20 protein-coding genes and 2 pseudogenes are annotated in these 19540 nt (G+C 46.1%); 18 read left to right on the top strand and 4 right to left on the bottom strand.

Annotated features, from left to right (window positions below; translation table 11 throughout):
• The first annotated feature begins 1 nt into the window (after position 1).
• Positions 2-436 carry a DUF86 domain-containing protein gene (locus ACXN9U_RS14740; protein WP_045926045.1) on the top strand — a complete coding sequence of 145 codons (435 nt, stop codon included), beginning with the start codon at positions 2-4 and terminating at the stop codon, positions 434-436.
• Positions 437-469: 33 nt separating this feature from the next.
• Entirely contained in the window at positions 470-1240 is a 771-nt protein-coding gene (locus ACXN9U_RS14735) for a TIGR01457 family HAD-type hydrolase (protein ID WP_013353455.1), read from the top strand.
• A gap of 27 nt (positions 1241-1267) precedes the next feature.
• On the opposite strand, the gene ACXN9U_RS14730 is transcribed toward ACXN9U_RS14735, so the two are convergent.
• Positions 1268-1768: a phosphatidylglycerophosphatase A family protein gene (locus ACXN9U_RS14730; RefSeq protein WP_029575315.1), complete on the bottom strand. Its 501-nt coding sequence runs from the start codon at positions 1766-1768 to the stop codon at positions 1268-1270.
• A gap of 154 nt (positions 1769-1922) precedes the next feature.
• Between ACXN9U_RS14730 and cotNH the strand changes: the two are divergent.
• From cotNH to ACXN9U_RS14705, 5 genes and pseudogenes are all read left to right on the top strand, one after another.
• Positions 1923-2940 (top strand): annotated as a pseudogene (cotNH, locus tag ACXN9U_RS14725) (spore coat-associated protein CotNH).
• 201 nt (positions 2941-3141) lie between these two features.
• Complete coding sequence (locus tag ACXN9U_RS14720) at positions 3142-4443, top strand: homoserine dehydrogenase (RefSeq protein ID WP_060964382.1); 1302 nt, start codon at positions 3142-3144, stop codon at positions 4441-4443.
• Positions 4443-5501 carry a threonine synthase gene (gene thrC / locus ACXN9U_RS14715; protein WP_060964383.1) on the top strand — a complete coding sequence of 353 codons (1059 nt, stop codon included), beginning with the start codon at positions 4443-4445 and terminating at the stop codon, positions 5499-5501. The genes ACXN9U_RS14720 and thrC overlap by 1 nt, the downstream gene beginning before the upstream one ends.
• The gene (thrB, locus tag ACXN9U_RS14710; protein ID WP_060964384.1) at positions 5498-6427 is read left to right on the top strand and encodes a homoserine kinase; all 930 of its coding nucleotides are present in this window, start codon (positions 5498-5500) and stop codon (positions 6425-6427) included. Before thrC ends, thrB begins: the two co-directional genes overlap by 4 nt.
• Before the next feature lie 101 nt (positions 6428-6528).
• Positions 6529-8511, top strand: coding sequence for a S9 family peptidase (locus ACXN9U_RS14705; RefSeq protein ID WP_489201830.1), 1983 nt, complete (start codon positions 6529-6531; stop codon positions 8509-8511).
• A gap of 37 nt (positions 8512-8548) precedes the next feature.
• Here ACXN9U_RS14705 and ACXN9U_RS14700 read toward each other — a convergent pair whose 3' ends face one another.
• On the bottom strand, positions 8549-8884 hold the full coding sequence (locus ACXN9U_RS14700) for a NifU family protein (protein WP_173363134.1): 336 nt from the start codon (positions 8882-8884) through the stop codon (positions 8549-8551).
• 79 nt (positions 8885-8963) lie between these two features.
• On the opposite strand from ACXN9U_RS14700, the gene ACXN9U_RS14695 reads away from it, so the two are divergent.
• Positions 8964-9290, top strand: a complete 327-nt coding sequence (locus ACXN9U_RS14695; protein WP_045926049.1) for a YuzD family protein — start codon at positions 8964-8966, stop codon at positions 9288-9290.
• A gap of 37 nt (positions 9291-9327) precedes the next feature.
• On the opposite strand, the gene ACXN9U_RS14690 is transcribed toward ACXN9U_RS14695, so the two are convergent.
• Positions 9328-10395 carry an NAD(P)/FAD-dependent oxidoreductase gene (locus ACXN9U_RS14690; protein WP_438420552.1) on the bottom strand — a complete coding sequence of 356 codons (1068 nt, stop codon included), beginning with the start codon at positions 10393-10395 and terminating at the stop codon, positions 9328-9330.
• A 266-nt stretch (positions 10396-10661) separates the two neighbouring features.
• Between ACXN9U_RS14690 and ACXN9U_RS14685 the strand changes: the two genes are divergently transcribed.
• The 4 genes from ACXN9U_RS14685 to ACXN9U_RS14670 all read left to right on the top strand — a co-directional run bounded on the left by ACXN9U_RS14685 (position 10662) and on the right by ACXN9U_RS14670 (position 13667).
• Positions 10662-10898 (top strand): YuzB family protein, encoded by a 237-nt coding sequence (locus tag ACXN9U_RS14685; RefSeq protein ID WP_007408721.1) that lies wholly within the window; start codon positions 10662-10664, stop codon positions 10896-10898.
• Positions 10899-11031: 133 nt separating this feature from the next.
• Positions 11032-12249, top strand: a complete 1218-nt coding sequence (locus ACXN9U_RS14680; protein ID WP_016938070.1) for a NupC/NupG family nucleoside CNT transporter — start codon at positions 11032-11034, stop codon at positions 12247-12249.
• 123 nt (positions 12250-12372) lie between these two features.
• Positions 12373-13227, top strand: coding sequence for a diaminopimelate epimerase (gene dapF, locus ACXN9U_RS14675; RefSeq protein ID WP_047476942.1), 855 nt, complete (start codon positions 12373-12375; stop codon positions 13225-13227).
• A 77-nt stretch (positions 13228-13304) separates the two neighbouring features.
• Positions 13305-13667, top strand: a complete 363-nt coding sequence (locus tag ACXN9U_RS14670) for a HesB/IscA family protein (protein WP_060964388.1) — start codon at positions 13305-13307, stop codon at positions 13665-13667.
• Positions 13668-13780: 113 nt separating this feature from the next.
• Here ACXN9U_RS14670 and ACXN9U_RS14665 read toward each other — a convergent pair whose 3' ends face one another.
• On the bottom strand, positions 13781-14542 hold the full coding sequence (locus tag ACXN9U_RS14665; protein ID WP_060964389.1) for an SDR family oxidoreductase: 762 nt from the start codon (positions 14540-14542) through the stop codon (positions 13781-13783).
• 248 nt (positions 14543-14790) lie between these two features.
• Here ACXN9U_RS14665 and ACXN9U_RS14660 point away from each other — a divergent pair.
• From ACXN9U_RS14660 to ACXN9U_RS14635, 6 genes and pseudogenes are all read left to right on the top strand, one after another.
• Positions 14791-15329 (top strand): annotated as a pseudogene (locus ACXN9U_RS14660) (GNAT family N-acetyltransferase).
• 262 nt (positions 15330-15591) lie between these two features.
• The gene (locus ACXN9U_RS14655) at positions 15592-16164 is read left to right on the top strand and encodes a hypothetical protein (RefSeq protein ID WP_060964390.1); all 573 of its coding nucleotides are present in this window, start codon (positions 15592-15594) and stop codon (positions 16162-16164) included.
• 65 nt (positions 16165-16229) lie between these two features.
• On the top strand, positions 16230-16565 hold the full coding sequence (locus tag ACXN9U_RS14650) for an uberolysin/carnocyclin family circular bacteriocin (RefSeq protein WP_003151973.1): 336 nt from the start codon (positions 16230-16232) through the stop codon (positions 16563-16565).
• An 82-nt stretch (positions 16566-16647) separates the two neighbouring features.
• Positions 16648-18303 (top strand): hypothetical protein, encoded by a 1656-nt coding sequence (locus tag ACXN9U_RS14645; RefSeq protein ID WP_101605398.1) that lies wholly within the window; start codon positions 16648-16650, stop codon positions 18301-18303.
• On the top strand, positions 18296-19000 hold the full coding sequence (locus tag ACXN9U_RS14640; RefSeq protein WP_060964391.1) for an ABC transporter ATP-binding protein: 705 nt from the start codon (positions 18296-18298) through the stop codon (positions 18998-19000). The genes ACXN9U_RS14645 and ACXN9U_RS14640 overlap by 8 nt, the downstream gene beginning before the upstream one ends.
• Positions 18997-19524, top strand: a complete 528-nt coding sequence (locus ACXN9U_RS14635) for a stage II sporulation protein M (protein ID WP_060964392.1) — start codon at positions 18997-18999, stop codon at positions 19522-19524. Before ACXN9U_RS14640 ends, ACXN9U_RS14635 begins: the two co-directional genes overlap by 4 nt.
• Positions 19525-19540 lie beyond the last annotated feature (16 nt).

Genomic DNA, 19540 nt, shown 5'->3' with positions numbered 1-19540 from the left:
CGTGTATTTTGTTGACAGAAATAATATCGAACAAACACTCCGTTTTTTTGAGAATCAGCTGGCGCTGTTTGACAGCACGCCGGCTTGGCAGAGCGAGATCGAAAAAAGAGCGCTTGAGCGGATCAGCCATCTTATGATCGAATGCATTCTCGATGTCGGAAATGATATGATTGACGGCTTTATCATGCGCGATCCGGGAAGTTATGACGACATCATGGATATACTGACGGACGAAAAGGTGGTAGCTGAGGAAGAAGGAAATAAGCTGAAGCAATTGATCTCTTCCAGAAAGCAGCTTGTTCAGGAATATCAGCATGCCGATCATCAGGAGCTGTTTACACTGATTTCGTCAAACAGAGACGTGCTGAAAGCCTTTCCGGCCCGCGTAAGAACCTACCTTGAAACAGAGTTAGGCCCTGTTTCCGCATTTAAATAACAACAAGTGAGAAAATCCACAGGAGTGTTGAGTATGAAGGATTATAAAGGATATTTGATTGATTTGGACGGCACAATGTACAACGGGACGGAAAAAATCGAAGAAGCGTGTGAATTCGTGAGAACGCTTAAAGCGCGCGGCATTCCGTATTTATTCGTGACAAACAATTCCTCCCGGACGCCGAAGCAGGTGGCGGACAAGCTGATGAGCTTTGACATTCCGGCTTCTGAAGAACAGGTCTTCACAACAAGCATGGCGACTGCGCAGCATATCGCCCAGCAGAAAAAAGATGCGTCGGTGTATGTGATCGGCGAAGAAGGCATCCGCCAGGCCATCGAAGAAAACGGGCTGAGCTTCGGAGAAGAAAACGCGGACTTTGTCGTTGTGGGAATTGACCGCGGCATTACATATGAAAAATTGGCCACGGGATGTCTTGCGATCAGAAACGGCGCCCGGTTTATTTCAACAAACGGCGACGTCGCTATTCCGACTGAAAGAGGACTTTTGCCGGGGAACGGCTCACTGACATCCGTTTTGACGGTGTCCACAGGCGTCGAGCCTGTCTTTATCGGCAAGCCGGAATCCATTATTATGGAACAGGCGATGCGGGTGCTCGGAACGGATATTTCCGAAACACTCATGGTCGGCGATAACTATGCAACGGATATTATGGCCGGCATCAATGCGGGCATGGATACGCTGCTCGTTCATACCGGAGTGACAAAGCGTGAGCATATGGCCGGTTACGATCAGAAGCCGACATATGCGATTGACTCTTTAACTGAATGGATTGAACATCTATAAAAAAAGGGACGGCCATGACGGCCGTCCTTATTCTGTATTTCTGGCGCTGTGGGCAAGCCTGCTTGAAGCCGCTGCTGCGATTGCGCCGACGATATCATCAAGAAACGTATGGCATTCACCCGTTGATTTATCATTTAACCGCCCGAGAATGCCGGGTTTTTCTTTGTCAATATAACCGTAATTCGTAAAGCCGATCGAGCCGTATATATTCACGATAGAGAAGGCGAGCACCTCGTCAACCCCATACAGTGATTCATCAATCGCCAAAATGGTCTGAAGCGGTTCAGACAGCTTTTTTTGTTCGGCGAGCACATCTAATTCGATTCCCGTTAAAATCGCGTTTTGCACCTCGCGTTTCGCGATGACGCGGTCCACATTGAGCCTGCATACCTCCATCGTCAAATCAGGATGATATTTTTTCTGAAGGAAATACACAAGCTCGGCAATATCGTCCGTCTCAACTCCCCGTTCTTGTAAACGCGCTCTGGCGACAGCTTCCACCTGATTCAGTTGTTCCTTTTCTGACATTTGCTTCACCCAATCTTTTTTTACTAGTTTATACAACATCCTTCCGATGTGTACGATGTTTCTCCTCTTCATTCAAAGGAATACAATATGTATTCATAATTCCGCCGGCGTATGACTACGATGTGAATAGCTCTAATTTTTCAGGCAGGTGATTATGATGAAAAGCATCATTAAAGAAAAATACGGCATCCATGTCAGACAGCTTTCCGTTTATCAGAAAATACGAATGCTTCCAGACGCCTAATTCCTTCTTTCTTATTATTCCCGTCTCCGGCTTTTCGCAATCAGAGCTGACGGAGCTTTATTACATGAGTCAGTATTTACAAGAACAAAGTGACCCATACGTTTCAGTGTTTATCTTTACGAAGGAAGGAGAACTGACCTTTGAGGACGAAGGCAAAACATATGCACTCTTAAAAGCGCCGATTCCCGTCTCAAACCGGTCGTTTTCTGTCGGTGGGGAGCTTGCTGAATTCCACAGAAAAGGGCGGGGCTTTCCTTACGAAGTGAAAGAAGCGGGCAGAATCGGCCAATGGAAGGACTTATGGGGAAAACGGGTGGATCAGCTGGAATCATTTTGGATGCAGAAAATTCATATGTCTCCGCTTGAACCGTTCGAAAAGAAAATGATCGAAGCATTTCCTTATTATTCAGGCTTAGCGGAAAATGCCATTCAATATTTAGTGGATACGGAGCTGGATGACAATCCCGGCGCTGAAGACTCGGGGACGATCTGCCATCAGCGGATGGAGCGGGATACCTGGTCGGCTGATTCATTGATCCGCATTCCGGGAGATTGGGTATTCGATCATGCAGCCCGTGATATTGCGGAATTTATGCGCAGTACGTATTTGTATCATCGTGACGACTTGCTCAATGACGGGTTTTTGTTTTTGCAGGAATATGAGCAAGTTACGCCGTTATCCTCCTTTTCTAAACGCCTGTTTTACAGCCGCCTGCTGTTTCCGCTCCATTTTTTCGAGACGGTGGAGAGCTATTACATCTCCCATGAGTCTGAAAAGCATTTTTATGAAGAGCAGCTGGACTACATTCTTGCCGACTGCACCCGTTATGAACAGTTTTTGCAGACATGTCACGACATGCTGAATGTCAGAGCGGCGCAGGTTTTTGTCCCGCCTGTCGCCTGGCTCGGAAAAGGAAGCATGTCGTAAGAAAATATAACGCAAAAATATTTAGAAAATAGAGAATCTTGTCATATCAGTGTGTTAAGCGTTTTCATGACCGTGAAATCAATATTCAGCCGCTTGTCAAAACAAAAGCGGGCTTATATAATATTTGTAACTTAAATGTCTGTGAAGGGTTAACAATTGTCCTTTTCAAGTGGACAAAAGGAAGAAAGGTGGAGTTTCTCTTTGGAAGCAATTCGTATTGGACTGTTAGGACTGGGGACCGTGGGAAGCGGTGTCGTCAAAATTATACAAGATCATCAGGATAAGCTTATGCACCAGGTCGGCTGTCCGGTGACGATCAAAAAAGTGCTAGTTAAAGATATTGATAAAAAACGAGATGCAGACCTGCCGAAAGAAGTGCTGACGACGGAGGTCTATGATGTGATCGATGACCCTGAGGTCGACGTGATTATTGAAGTCATCGGCGGTGTCGAACAGACGAAGCAATACCTGCTCGACGCCTTGAAAGCGAAAAAACATGTCGTGACGGCAAATAAAGATCTGATCGCTGTGTACGGCTCAGAGCTTTTAGCCGCCGCAAATGAAAATGGCTGTGACTTGTATTATGAAGCGAGTGTCGCCGGCGGAATTCCGATTTTACGTACACTCGAAGACGGGCTTTCCTCTGACCGGATCACAAAAATGATGGGAATCGTCAACGGAACGACGAACTTTATCTTAACGAAAATGATTAAAGAAAAAAGCCCGTATGAAGAAGTGCTGAAGGAAGCGCAGGATCTCGGATTCGCGGAAGCGGATCCGACTGCCGATGTAGAAGGACTCGATGCCGCACGCAAGATGGCGATTTTAGCCCGTCTCGGTTTCTCTATGAATGTCGACTTGGACGATGTCAAAGTAAAAGGGATTTCCCGCATTACGGATGAAGACATCAGCTTCAGCAAACGGCTCGGCTACACAATGAAGCTGATCGGCATCGCCCAGCGTGATGACAATAAAATCGAGGTCAGCGTTCAGCCGACACTGCTCCCTGATCATCATCCGCTCGCTGCGGTGCATAACGAGTTTAATGCCGTTTACGTATACGGAGAAGCTGTCGGAGAAACGATGTTTTACGGCCCCGGCGCCGGAAGCATGCCGACTGCGACATCAGTTGTTTCTGATCTGGTCGCGGTTATGAAAAACATGCGTCTCGGCGTAAACGGAAACAGCTTTGTCGCCCCGCAGTATGAAAGAAATCTGAAGCAGCCGTCAGATATTTACGCCCAGCAGTTTTTAAGAATTCACGTCAAAGACCAGGTCGGCTCTTTTTCAATAATCACATCCGCTTTCTCAGAGCGCGGCGTAAGCTTTGAAAAAATTCTGCAGCTGCCGATCAAAGGCCACGATGATCTTGCGGAAATCGTAATTGTCACGCATCATACATCAGAAGAAGATTTCAGCGACATTCTCCAAAACTTAAATGATCTCGAAGTCGTACAGGAAGTAAAAAGCACATATCGCGTAGAAGGGAACGGTTGGAGCTAATGTGGAAAGGACTCATCCATCAATATAAAGAATTTCTGCCGGTGACGGAACAAACGCCGGCCCTGACATTGCATGAAGGAAATACGCCGCTGATTCATCTTCCGAAGCTTTCCGAAAAGCTCGGAATTGAGCTGCATGTGAAAACGGAGGGCATTAATCCGACGGGATCTTTTAAAGATCGCGGCATGGTCATGGCGGTCGCCAAAGCGAAAGAAGAAGGCAATGATACCATCATGTGCGCTTCAACAGGCAACACATCCGCGGCGGCTGCGGCATACGCGGCGAGAGCAGGCATGAAATGCATCGTCATCATTCCGGACGGAAAAATCGCCTTCGGAAAGCTTGCGCAGGCCGTCATGTACGGAGCGGAAATCATCGCGATTGACGGAAACTTTGACGACGCGCTGGCCATCGTCCGGTCGATTTGTGAAAAATCTCCGATTGCATTAGTGAATTCGGTAAACCCTTACCGGATTGAAGGACAGAAAACAGCGGCCTTTGAAGTATGCGAACAGCTCGGCGGAGCGCCGGACATTCTGGCGATCCCGGTAGGAAACGCCGGGAATATTACGGCCTACTGGAAAGGGTTCAAAGAATACCATGAGAAAAACGGCACCGGACTTCCGAAGATGCGCGGTTTTGAGGCGGAAGGTTCTGCGGCAATCGTTCGCGGCGAGGTCATTAAAAATCCCGAAACCGTTGCGACGGCAATCCGGATCGGGAACCCTGCCAGCTGGGACAAAGCCGTGCTTGCAGCGAAAGAATCAGCCGGAAAAATTGATGAAGTCACAGATGGAGAAATCCTTCACGCTTATCAGCTGATTGCCCGTGAAGAAGGCGTATTTGCCGAGCCAGGCTCCTGTGCATCCATCGCCGGTGTTTTAAAACAGGTGAAATCCGGTGAAATTCCAAAAGGAAGCAAGGTTGTCGCAGTCTTGACCGGAAACGGCCTGAAAGATCCGAACACGGCTGTAGACGTATCTGAGATAAAACCGATCACGCTGCCGACAGATGAAGACAGTATTCTCGAATACTTAAATGGAGCGGCGCGTGTATGAATGAGGCGGAGATGCTGTTTTCCATTACGGTTCCGGGAAGCACCGCCAACTTAGGACCGGGCTTTGATTCCGTCGGGATGGCGCTCAGCAGATATTTGAAGCTTTCGGTTTTCCGAAATGATGAATGGACGTTTTCGGCGGAGACGGAAACTGTCGCGGGCATCCCTCAAGGAACGGACAACCTCATCTATCAAGTCGCCAAACGGACGGCTGACCGCTACCAGAAAGAGCTGCCGCCCGCGCATGTCAAGGTGTGGAGTGACATCCCCCTTGCGCGGGGCCTCGGCAGCAGCGCAGCCGCTATTGTCGCCGCCATTGAGCTTGCAGATGAGTTATGCGGCCTGCAGCTGCCGGAAAGCGACAAGCTGCACTTAGCCAGTCTTGAAGAGGGGCACCCTGATAATGCCGCCGCTTCTCTCGCAGGAGGGCTTGTGATCGGCCTTCATGAAGAAGATGAAACACATATCGTGCGTACTGCCGAAGCGGATATCGACGTTGTTGCGGTTATTCCGTTTTACGAAGTGCTGACCAGGGACGCAAGAGACGTGCTCCCGAAAGAACTGCCGTACCGCGGCGCCGTTAAAGCAAGCGCCGTCAGCAACCTTCTTGTTGCTGCGATCATGTCAAATGACTGGGCGCTCGCCGGGAAAATGATGAGAAAAGACATGCTGCATCAGCCGTACCGCGCCATGCTTGTTCCTGAGCTTTCGAAGGTGGAGCATGCGGCAGAAATGAAAGGCGCTTATGGGACGGCGCTAAGCGGAGCGGGCCCGACGATTCTTGTCCTGACTGCAAAAGGAAAAGGAGAAGAGCTGAGAAGCCACCTTTCTCAGCATTTTCCGCACTGTGAGATTGCGTCGCTTACCGTTCCGTCAGAAGGAAGCGTAATCGAACGGAATCCTTTAAAGCAAATGAAAAGTGTATAATGGTAAAAAGCGTGCTTCCCATCAGAGAAGGACGCTTTCTTTTTCTGGAGAAGGATTTTTATTTAGGGAAGCGAAATAAAAGAGAAAAGGAGGAGAAACGATTGAAAAAACTTATAACCGAGGAGGACATTGCGTCTCTCGTATCCGTGGCAGATCCCCAATACGCCCCTGACGGCAGACGGGCCGCATACGTCCGGACAACAGTCAATGATAAACGGGACTCTTATTCCTCAGCTATTATGGTATACGACACAGAATCCGGCACCTCAAAACCGTGGACATTCGGAAGCGGTAAAAATACAAGCCCGCGGTGGTCGCCTGACGGACGGCGCCTTGCTTTTATTTCTGACAGGGAGGATGGTGTCCCTCAGCTGTACATCGTAGACACTGCCGGGGGAGAGGCGGAAAAGGCATCTGATATCCCGTGGGGCGTGTCAGATCCAATATGGGCCCCCGACGGCAGATCCGTGCTTGTGTCCGTCAGCCTGACATCAGCGGAGCGCGCCGATGAGAAAGAAAAAAAGAAGCATGACGAATATGAGCCAATTGACATTCAGTCATTAACATATAAACGCGACGGGAAGGGCCTGCTCAACGGAAGCCGGACACAGCTTGTGCTGATTCATCTTGAAACGGGGGAGGTTCAGCAGCTGACAGACCATGAAGCGGATCATGATGATGCGGCATTTTCACCGGATGGCAAGCAGATTGCGTTTACCGCCAATTTATGTGAGCCGGGTGACGCCGGAAAGCCGAGCGATGTCTACCTGATGAATCTCGCAGACGGCAATCTCAAACAAATTACGCCGCACAGCGGTTCTTTCGGCTCCTGCGTGTTTTCACCGGATGGTTCTTATATCGCGATGCTGGGCCATGAGAATGAATTTCGCAACGCAACCTTAGAAAAGGCGTGGCTGTACGATGTGAAAAATGAGCGGCTGTCCTGCCTGACCGACATGCTGGATGTTCATTTGAGCGATGCGCTTATTGCCGATTCTCTCATAGGAGGAGTGACGCCCCGGCCGGTTTGGACAAATGACGGGCAGGGATTTTACGTCCTCGGGAGCGAGCAGGGAAGCACCGGTATTTATTATATCTCGATTGACGGCCTCGTCTATCCGATCCGATTAGAAGAAGAGTATGTGAACGGTTTTGCTTTTCATCCCGATCAGAAAAGCTGTATCGCCGTAATTGCCAAACCCGCGCGGCCTTCTGAGCTTTACAGCATTTCATTTGAAAACGGTAAAGAGAAGCAATTGACAAACAACAATGATTGTTTTGTAGAGGAACGCATCATATCCGTGCCGGAGAAGCTGCAATATGAAACGAAAGACGGACTGACAGTGCACGGCTGGTTTTTAAAGCCCGCGGCTTTTGAAGAAGATCAAACTTATCCGCTCATTCTATACATACACGGCGGGCCTCACATGATGTACGGGCATACGTATTTTCATGAATTCCAAGTGCTGTCCGCGCAAGGATATGCTGTCGTCTATGTCAACCCGAGGGGAAGCCACGGCTATGGACAGGATTTCGTCAATCGTGTCAGAGGCGATTACGGAGGCGGCGATTACCGTGATGTTATGCAGGCGGTGGATGAAGCCATTCAGGCGTATCCGTTTATTGACAGCGGCCGTCTCGGCGTGACGGGCGGAAGCTACGGAGGGTTTATGACGAATTGGATTGTCGGGCAGACCGGCCGTTTTAAAGCAGCCGTCACGCAGCGCTCCATTTCAAATTGGTTCAGTTTCCATGGTGTCAGCGATATCGGCTTCTTTTTTACCGACTGGCAGCTTGGGCATGATCTGTTTGAGGAAGCGGATAAGCTTTGGGACCGTTCACCTGTAAAATATGCGTCCCGCGTTTCAACGCCGCTTCTCATCCTGCACGGCGAGCGTGATGACCGCTGTCCGATAGAACAGGCTGAGCAGCTCTTTATCGCATTGAAGAAGCTGAACAAAACGACGGCGTTCATCCGATTTCCGAAAGCCACGCATGAGCTGTCGAGAAGCGGCCATCCGGAACAGCGGATCAAGCGCATCCGTTATATTTGTTCATGGTTTAATGACTATCTGCAAAAATAAAATAAAAAACCAGGCTGTCATCAGCCTGGTTCTGTTATTAAAATACTTGTTCTACTTCAACGACACCCGGCACTTCTTCAAGAAGGGCGCGTTCGATTCCGGCTTTCAGCGTAATCGTTGAACTTGGGCAGCTGCCGCATGCGCCAAGGAGACGAAGCTTTACAATGCCTTCGTCAACGTCGACAAGCTCACAGTCACCGCCGTCACGAAGCAGAAACGGGCGTAATTTATCCAATACTTCCTGTACTTGCTCTTTCATTTCAACCTCAGTCATGAGATTCGCTCCTTTCATATGCATAAAACCATTATATTCACAGTAACGGTAAAAATCTAATGTTTGGTTTGCAATGCTGCTTTCTTCATTATAGCATATTTAAACTTGAACATAAAAACCGTTTTTTATACAAATGCTGCCCCGTCCTTTGTATACTGGTGGAAAGGGGATGATAAACATGACAAAGCCGGTTACGCTCAGTGTTTACGGCGCTGAAACGCTCTGCGCAAGCTGCGTAAATATGCCGAGCGCCAAAGATACGTTTGAATGGCTGGAGGCGGCGCTGAAACGGAAATATCCGGAGCAGCCTTTTAATATGCAGTATATTGATATTGACACACCGCCTCAGCAAAAGGAGACAAAGGAGCTTGCGGAGCGAATCAGAAACGATGAATTTTTCTATCCGCTTGTGCTGGTGGAAGATGTCATTGTAGGAGAAGGGAATCCGCATTTAAAAGATATATATGAAGAAATGGAAAAGCGCGGCTATGTGGCGGGCTCATAAAAACGGCCGCTGATCGCAATCAGCGGCTTTTTTCTTATCAGCCGTTATGATGCTTGTACATCCATAAAAGACCTGATTTTAACAGGCGCGGCACACGCCCGATCAGCGGACGGTCGTTGACAAGACCGAAACCCGCTTTTTTTCCGAGTGAACCGAGAACGCCTTTCAGCTTAAATTGCGGCATTGTTTCCGGCAGCTCTTCATTGTTCCAGCGTTTCAGGAGGATCTGCACAATTTGTTCCGCTTGCGCTTCAGCAAGCTGGGCGCTCGGCGCATGCGGAAGGGACGCGCAATCACCGACGACATAAACATGTTCATCGCCCGGAAGGTTATGGTGCGGTGTCAAAACGATGCGGCCTTGCGGATCTTTTTCAGCGTCCAGTTCTCTGACGGCTCTATTCGGCTGAATTCCCGCCGTCCACACGATGGCATCGGCCGGTATTCCTTCATCATGATTATAAACGATGCCGTCTTCCACTTTTGTAATATTCGCATTATTGATAATGGTGACGCCGTGCTCTTCGAACCACTTCTGAACGTACTTGCTGAGCCTTTTCGGAAAGCTTGATAAAATCAGATCGCCCCGGTCAAATAACATAATCTTCAGATCGTCACGGCTCTCTCTTAATTCACTGGCAAGCTCCACGCCGCTTAATCCCGCTCCGACGATAGCGACAGATGCATTGGCGCCGAGGTTGTTCAGCTTTTGATAGGCTTCGCGTGACTGATCAATGGTTTGAATGCTGTAAGTATGTTCCGGCGCGCCGGGCACGTTATGATACTTATCCTCGCAGCCCAGTCCGATCACCGCGTCATCGTAAGAAATCGGTTCGCGGTCATGAAACAGAACTTGTTTGTTTTTCGTGTCGATGGAAGCCACCTCACCGTATTGAACATCCAGATTCGGATGCTCTGGAAAGGACACTCTGATATGATGATCAGAAATCGTGCCGGCAGCGAGCGCATAATACTCTGTTTTTAAGCAGTGATACGGGTTTCTGTCAATCAGCGTGATGGATGTATCTGACGGAAGCTGGTTCGGCAATAAGCGGTGCAGCACCCGCATGTTTCCGTAACCCCCGCCGATCAAGACCAATTTTTTCATAATGATTCCCCTTTTGCCCGAAAAATATGGTAGTCAATGTTGTTACAAAATAACGAACTATGTAAAATAACATCTAGAATTATATCGAATTTGATCTAAAACCACAATAATAGTTTTAAAATAACCTACAAATTGACCAGAAAACGCGTAATAGTAAAACCTTTAACCTGAATTAATATGTTACGATAACATTGAGCGTGAAACCGGATCTTTGACGAATAGAGGAAATTCCGTTAGGATAAGGTACATATGTGAGGTGAAACCGCATGAATCCGATGATTGAATTCTGTGTCAGCAATTTAGCGCGCGGTTCCCAGGAAGCACTTGAGATCTTAGAGAAGGATCCGAACTTGGACGTGCTTGAATACGGCTGTTTAAGCTATTGCGGGAAATGCATGGAGTCCCTGTTCGCCCTGGTTAACGGCGAAGTGGTCACGGGAGGCACGCCTGCTGAACTGGTTGACAACATATATACATTCATAGAAGAAAATCCGATGTTTTAATCAGAGGCTCCGAACGGGCCTCTTTTTTTATGCGCCCCGGGATTTGGCAAAATAAAAAATTTGTAGACAGCAAAAATAAATATTGTTATCTTAATAAAGACTTTTTTTAAATAAAATTTTAGAGGTGGATTCATTGAATATCGTTTGGGGGCTGCTCGGGGCAGTTGCTATATTAGCCATTGCTTTTTTGTTATCAGAGAAGAAAAGCAAAATTAAACTGCGAACCGTCATTGTCGGTTTATGTTTACAAATGGCCTTCGGATTCATCGTATTAAAGTGGGACGCCGGCCGGGCCGTATTTTTATGGTTCTCAAGCCGTGTGCAGCTTCTCATTGATTATGCGAACGAAGGCATCAGCTTTATTTTTGGCCCGCTGTTAAAAGTGGGCAGCAGCCCGGCTTTCGCGCTGAGTGTTCTGCCGGTCATTATCTTTTTCTCAGCGCTGATTGCCGTTTTGTATCACCTGAAAATCATGCAGCTTATTTTTCGCGTCATCGGAGGCGGACTGTCAAAGCTTCTTGGGACAAGCAGAACAGAATCGCTTGCGGCGGCTGCGAATATTTTTGTCGGACAGTCTGAATCACCGCTTGCTATTAAACCGCTGATTGCGGGATTGACCCGTTCCGAGCTGTTTACGATTATGACGAGCGGCCTTTCGGCTGTAGCGGGTTCGACGCTTTTCGGATACGCCCTGTTAGGCATTCCGATCGAGTACTTGCTGGCGGCCAGCTTCATGGCGGCTCCTGCGGGTCTCGTGTTCGGAAAAATATTAATACCGGAAACAGAAAAAACGCAGACGGTTAAAGGTGACTTTAATATGGACGAAGAAGGCGAAGGCGCCGCTAATGTGATTGATGCTGCGGCAAAAGGCGCGTCCACCGGCCTTCAAATTGCGTTAAACGTCGGCGCCATGCTGCTTGCGTTTGTCGCGCTCATCGCCGTAGTGAACGGAATTCTCGGCGGAATCGGCGGCTGGTTCGGTTTCAAACATATTACATTAGAATCCATTCTCGGTTACGTGTTTTCACCGATCGCATTTGTTATCGGAGTTCCTTGGCATGAAGCGCTCGGAGCGGGAAGCTATATCGGACAAAAGCTTGTGCTGAATGAGTTTGTCGCTTATTCCAATTTCGGTCCCCATATTGCGGACTTTTCTAAAAAAACGTCTACGATTATCAGCTTTGCGCTGTGCGGATTCGCCAACTTCTCTTCCATTGCGATCATGCTCGGCACATTGGGCGGTTTGGCCCCAAGCCGCCGTTCGGACATCGCGCGCCTCGGATTAAGAGCGGTTATTGCGGGAACACTCGCTAACCTTCTCAGCGCGGCGATTGCCGGCATGTTTATTTAGTAAACGATAAAAGCTCCCTGCATATGCAGGGAGCTTTTATGTATGAAAAACGGGGGATATTTGTATTGTGTCCGAGGGGAAGAGCTTTTATACTAAGTAAAAGAAAAAAAGTTGGAGGCCGATATGAATTCATTCCGTTTCACCAAGATGCACGGTCTTGGAAACAGTTATATATATGTAAATCAATTCGAAGAAAAGCTGCCGGAAGAACGGCTGGCTGAGATTGCCGTTAAAGTGTCCAGCATTCACACGGGCATCGGCTCTGACGGCATGATCCTCATCTGTCCGTCAGAAAAAGCGCCCGTCAAAATGCGGATTTTTAATAATGACGGTTCAGAAGGGAAAAATTGCGGCAACGGCCTTCGCTGTGTGGCAAAGTACGCATACGAACATAAGCTGACAGAAGAAACGTCCTTTTTCATTGAAACGCTCTCAGGTCTTGTAAAAGCAGACATTACGGAGGACAACGGGATTGTGCGTGAAGTCGCCGTTGATATGGGCGAACCCCGCCTGACCAAAAAAGAGCTGCCGATGCTCGGCAATGAAGATGAACGGACGATCGATGAGACCTTTGTCTTCGGAGAGACGGAGCTTTCAGGAACTGCCGTATCAATGGGAAACCCCCATATTGTCTTTCCGGTTGAAGATATCAGTCAAGCGCCTCTTACAACGCTCGGCCCCATCATTGAAAAAGACCCGAGATTCCCGGAAGGCGTCAATGTCGAGTTTGTGGAAACCGTCAGCGCGGATGAACTTCATTTCCGTGTATGGGAACGCGGCTCCGGCATTACACAGGCTTGCGGAACAGGCGCCTGTGCGGCGGCTGTCGCATCCGTATTGAACGGTGTCTCTGAACGAAACCGGGATATCACTGTTCATTTGGCGGGAGGCGATCTTGTGATTAATTGGCAGGACAATGGGCACGTGCTGATGACAGGTCCCGCCGAAACCGTATGCAGCGGCGTCTATTATTTGTAAACAGCTCGTTTGAGAAATACGCTTCTCAAGGTTTATAATAGATACCAGTATTCGTTTTTAAAAAAGGAGGTCTACCTATGAGTGTTCCAGTAACCATCACTGAAGCAGCAGCTTTGCATATAAAAGATATGATGAAAGAGCATGAAGAAGAAAACGCGTTCCTCCGTGTGGGCGTTAAAGGCGGCGGCTGCAGCGGCCTGTCTTACGGAATGGGATTTGAGCATGAAAAAGGCGAAAAAGACCGCATGTTTGAACAGCACGGAATTACCGTTTTGGTTGACAGCGAAAGTCTTGATATTATGAACGGCACGATCATTGACTTCAAGCAGTCCATGATGGGCGGCGGTTTCACCATTGACAACCCGAATGCCATCGCTTCCTGCGGCTGCGGATCTTCTTTCCGCACGGCCAAAAACGCCGGTTCGCCGGAAGAGTGCTAGGGCTCAACCCGCCATCCTTAGGATGAAAAAATATGACGTCTTTCTTAACGATGGCGTTTGTTTAATAAAAGCAAAACCCGCTCAACAGAAGCGGGTTTTCTTTTTCAAAAATGTTATTCAATTGTATGTTTCATTGCATTGTACATATTTGCCGTGTGTTCATCGGCTTTATCCCGGGACATGCGCAGCCGTTCCGCTGAAGAACCATATCCGATTTCTAGTTTGCCCTCTTTAAGTCCTTTAAAAATCCCATCAGCGAATTCATCCAGCGGTTCTCCTTGCGTATGCAGTCCTGCACCGCCAAGATCTGTATTGACTGCCGGAGGTGCAACTTCAATCACTTCTACAGCTGAATCAGAAAGCTGGTGTCTCAGACTCATTGTAAATGAATGAAGCGCCGCTTTCGTTGCTGAATAGATCGGAGCAATGGCAAGCGGTGTAAAAGCCAATCCCGAAGTGACGTTAATGACAGCCGCATCTTCTTTTCCGGCAAACACCGGAGCGAACAGCATTGACAGGTGGAAGGGAGCTTCAATGTTCGTTGTGATTTCTTTATTGAAATAGTCCCAATTGTCCTTCGCATCCGCTTTCAGCACATGAAAACGTTGTTGAATCCCCGCGTTATTGACTAACACATTCACTTCCGGATAGTTCTCTGTCACCCAATCAAACAGTGATACACGTTCAGATGGGATGCTCAGATCACTGACATAGGTAATAAGATCCGGAAATCTTTCCTTTGCCTTTTGAAGAGCATGTTCACGCCGTCCGGTCACGATGACTTTATTTCCCGCTTTTAAAAATCGTTCTGCGAAAGCTAATCCTATTCCGGCATTTCCGCCTGTAATCAGTATTGTATTTCCCGTCAGTTTCATATGAACTCCTCTTTTCCAATTGTTTTGCATTTTTTTGATAACATTTCAGCTGCAATCCAATCAATATATTTTTTGGGATCATCGGGAAACCCGCCAAAACTATTCTTTCCTTGTCACAATATGATGATACGGCTTAAAGTGCGGTTTAAGTCAACAAAAGAACCTTTTCCGATCAAATTCTGGGACCTTTTTCTTGATGCGGTAAAGCGTACCGTACAACATGGGAAAAAGGCAATTAAAAAACGTTTCTGATTAAAACAAAAGGACGGCGATTCAGGCCGCTCAGCCTGAATGATGCAGAGCAGGAACTGGTTTTGCAGACGGAAAACCGCATGTTTTTTGAACGGTTTGCCATGTCGAGACAAGAGGATTTTTATACGCTGGAAGGCTGGAAAAAACGAATTGAACAATCACTGAAGAATGCGGAAAATAACAAAGAATACAGCTTCGGCCTTTTTCTTCAGGATCAGATCCTGATTGGCACGATCAGCCTTTTTCAGGTGGTTCGGGGCAAGATCTAAAGCGCTTTCATGGGTTGCTTTTTAGATGGCAAACATAACGGAAAAGGCTATGCGACAAAGGCTGTCAAGCTGGCAGTCGATATGCATTCAATGAGCTGAAACTGCATCGGATAGAAGCCGGAGTCATGCCGCACAATAAGGCGTCAATCCGGGTGCTCGAAAAAGCCGGCTTTCATAAAGAAGGCATTGCGAGAAAAAATGCAAAAATAAATGGAAAATGGGAAGATCATCAGGTGCTGGCGATCATACAACCGGAGGATACATAACGATATCCTCCTTTTTTATATCCTGCGTCTCATTCCGCAGGTCATTCTTCTCTAATATCTCAAATCCATTGTCCAAATCGTACTATTTGCAAATTCAGAAAAAAATAAAGGGTATATAGCATCAAAAACTATGAAAAATATGCTCTTTGTCAACACGTTCTAAAGTCATATTTTTCGAAAGGATATTGATTTTTTGATAGGAATAAACTAAATTGTAAAAGTATAGAATAGTTCATTTATTTTGTAAGAAAAGGATGATAATATGATAGGTCAATTGAGCAATAAAAAAATATTTTTAAGTTCTTTTTTCATCATTTTGATCTGTTCATTACTCTTCCAATTCAGTATTTCAGATAAAGTGCTGCAGTCTTATTACTCTTCTGTCGGAGAAAATACCTACGATATCGGGGAAAAAAGTGTTCGTACGATTGTCATGTTTCTGCAAGGGTTCATGATCTTCACCACTTTTGTGGAAATTTTGATAGGCGGGTTTCTGTTATTCGTTGCCGCTTTTATTCTCGGTACAAAAAAACCGAAAAAAATATATTTGCTTCTATATACGCTGACTTCTTTAATCTCGGCATTTAAAATGTTGATTCTGTCAGTTGTTAACTACTTAACGGCTGATTCCTCACTTATATATTCTGCCGGCGGCACCAAACTGAGTTTACAGCTGCTGGATCCATTTCTGCTTCTGTCAATCGCGGCTCTTTATACTGCCGCAGGAAAACTTACCGATCTCAGCAAAGGAAAGAGAATCATTTTAACTGGATGTTTTGTTTTATTAAAACTCTTCACTATCTTCTTTAATTATTTTATGGCGGGTAAAATTTAGCTCGGGAGAGAGTCAATTAAGCTGAATTTTATTATATATTAAAAACAGAGCAGGGAGATGTTAAGATGAACTTAGTAAAATCTAATAAAAAATCTTTCATTTTGTTTGGCGCGGCTCTTGCTGCAGCGACGTTGGTTTATGCACTTTTATTAACCGGAACTGAATTAAATGTGGCGGCGGCTCATGCATTCTCAGCCAATGCTGAATTAGCTTCGACTCTCGGTATCTCTACAGCAGCAGCTAAAAAAGCAATTGATATCATTGATGCGGCATCAACAATTGCTTCTATCATTTCTCTCATCGGTATCGTTACAGGCGCAGGCGCGATTTCTTATGCAATCGTTGCAACAGCAAAAACAATGATTAAGAAATACGGCAAAAAATACGCAGCTGCTTGGTAAAATCGATCGATAAATAATTGCTCTTTTTGTACAAGCTGCAAAAAGAGCCTCTCTCCCAAATACATATGTAAGGATTGAAAGTATGATAGTCAGACAAATTACAGCTCTTATCAAATATAATACTCTGTCGTCGTTTCGCAAAAGAAAGGAAGATTGGGGAATTCCTCAACTCAACGGCAAACTGCTGTCTGCCATTATCATTTCTCTGTTAGGTGTTTATCTTATTTTACTGGGATGCGGCGTTGTATTCGGGACAAAACTGATTAAGCTTCCTGTCAGCGCGTGGGGGCGATTTGTTTTAATCGCCGTTTCATTGGAGCAGCTTTTTTGGGCTGCCGGCTTCTTTAAAGAACATCAAAATGCTTTTCTGCTGGATACGCGCAAGGTCATTCATCAATTAAAAAAGGTTCGTTTTTTACAGCTGTTTTCAGTTTTTACCGGCCAGGCGATCAAAAAAACCATTTTCGTATGGTATCTTTTTGTTTTTCCGGTCTTTTTGTTTTTAACCGGCGCAGGCATGACTGGATCTGCAGCGGTCATCGTATTTTTCCTGGGCTTCGTTTATTTTCTTCTCAATTTATTTTTGTCTATGCTGTTTTCTTACGTTGTTTATCTTCTTACGAATATGTGGAGCAAATGGTTTTACTTGAAAATCATGAAGGGCATTTTATTCAGCGTCAGCTTGCTGGTGCCGCTGGCAGTGGGGTATGCCGTTTATCTTCTCGTGTTTGGGGAGTATACGGTAAAGGACATTTCCGGATTTACGGAGTCGCCGGCTTTCCGGAACATCCTCATGAATACACCGTATGTATGGCTGGTATTCCGCTCAGATTCAGTGCTCGTTTTCGCAGCAGTATTTGCAGCCGCCGTCCTTTTTACGGCTGGACTGTTTAAGCTGTGGGCGGCTACCCTGAAGAAAATGGATCTTATTCCTTATATGTTTTTGACAAACGCGGCTTTTGCACCAAAGCTTAAATTATATAGGAATAACAAAATATTTCATGCCGTTTTTCAAAAGGACCTTCTGTTTTTAACGAGAATTGACGGGTTTTTTATCAGGAATTTCGGCAGTATGCTTTATTTGTTCATGCTGTTTTTAGGTTTTTGTGTTCCGTTGCTTTCTCATCATTTTACCGGGTATTCGGCAGCTGCCATCGTATCCGCGGCGGTTATCATTGCGAACTTTTCGTATCAGCTCGTCGGGGACGCGCTCAAAACCGTATTATCCGTTGACGGAGAAATAAAAAATCAGCATCTGTTTCACCGGAATATCAAACATGCGTGGCAGCTCGTGTTTCCGAAAGTATGTATTTATAATCTTGCGGCTCTTATCTATTCATTCATCATGACCATTTTGATTACGGTGTTTTTTCCGTCCTCCGCTGCGCTGACGGTCTACCTGTTTATTGTATTTTTATGTTCGGGTTTTTTATACAGTCTTGTCCAGATTTCAAGCACCGCCTTGTACCCTAAAAAAAACTGGGAGCATCTGTACGAAATCGGAGAAGCCGGGAAAGCAAAGACGTACAACAATTTATACGGCTCTTTGATTTTCATTGTGTCGCTTCAAATTGCTGCGATCACGTCATATTTTATTTATAAAAAGCCGGAACTTGAAACGCTGCTTATTCATTCTGCATCAGGTATATTTGTCCTGTTCACACTATTAAACTATGGAGTCATGTTTCTGTTTCTTCGCAGAATTAATATGGCGGAAAGGTTTGCGAACAATGATTAAATTAGTGAATATACAAAAAAACTATAGTGAAAAACAGGTGTTAAAGGATATTTCTTTTGAGGTGAAAAAAGGCTCAATCTATGCTTTGCTCGGGACCAATGGAGTCGGGAAAACAACGACTTTGAAAATCATTTCGGGCCTGCTTAAACCGACGTCAGGCTTCGTCGAGATTGACGGCAAAGAAATAGATTCAGAAGAGGGAGGGCAAATATCGGCTGATATCGGTTTTGTGCCCGACCATGCCTTTTTATATGATTATTTAACGGGAGTCGAATACTTGCGTTTTACAGCGGAGATGTTTCAAGTGCCGTCTCAGCGGACAAATGATTATATAAAGAATATGTTAGAGACGCTGAAGCTTTCACAAGACGGAAATCAGCTGATTAAAACCTATTCACACGGAATGAAACAAAAATTATCAATCGCTGCCGCGCTCATTCATCAGCCTAAGATCTTAATCCTTGATGAGCCGCTGACGGGCATTGATTTAATCAGCGGCAAAACGATACGGACGTTATTGAAGGAGTACGTCAAACAGGGAAATACGGTCCTGTTATCGACTCACCTGCTGGAACTGGCGCATTCGTTGTGCGATACGATCGGTATTATCCATGACGGCGTTTTTGCGGCGGAGTATCAGTCATCCGAGCATTCATTAGAAGAAATCGAAGAAATGGCTGAGCGTATCTATACATGATGAACCGCATTTTGCCGGCAATCAGAACGTCCGCCATTCCGTTAACCGCGTCATTGCTGTTTTTTTCAGGCGGTGCAATCGCTGCGGTTTTTACCGATCACTTTGTATCATCAGCGTCTTATAATGGCTCGTCAGGCGCAGTTGAATTGTTAAAGAATAATGCGATCGCTTGTCTGTTTTTAGCGGCAGGTTTTTTTACTTTTGGGTTGACCTCAATCTTTTATTTATTCACCAACGGATTTATTTTAAGCGGCTCTATTATCGAAAATCTGCAGGGCGGGATCCCTTTATATCAGATTATTTTACTGCTAATTCCTCATGGTATATTTGAAGTTCCTGCGTTATTATTAAGTGGCGCCATTGGCTTTAAGGGCGTTGAATTGGTCACTAGGCTGTGTTTTTCTAAAGAAAGAAGGATAATAGCCTCAATGTTCAGGCATATCGGAATATTGGTGCTGTTTATTATTTGTCTGCTGATCGCCGCCGCCATCATTGAAACTTATATCACACCAATTTTTAAGTAAAAGGGGCAGAAATCAT

The organism is Bacillus sp. BACIII (assembly GCF_057836745.1).
Note: the sequence above shows the minus strand (reverse complement) of the source record. Positions and strands in the feature narration are given on the sequence as shown.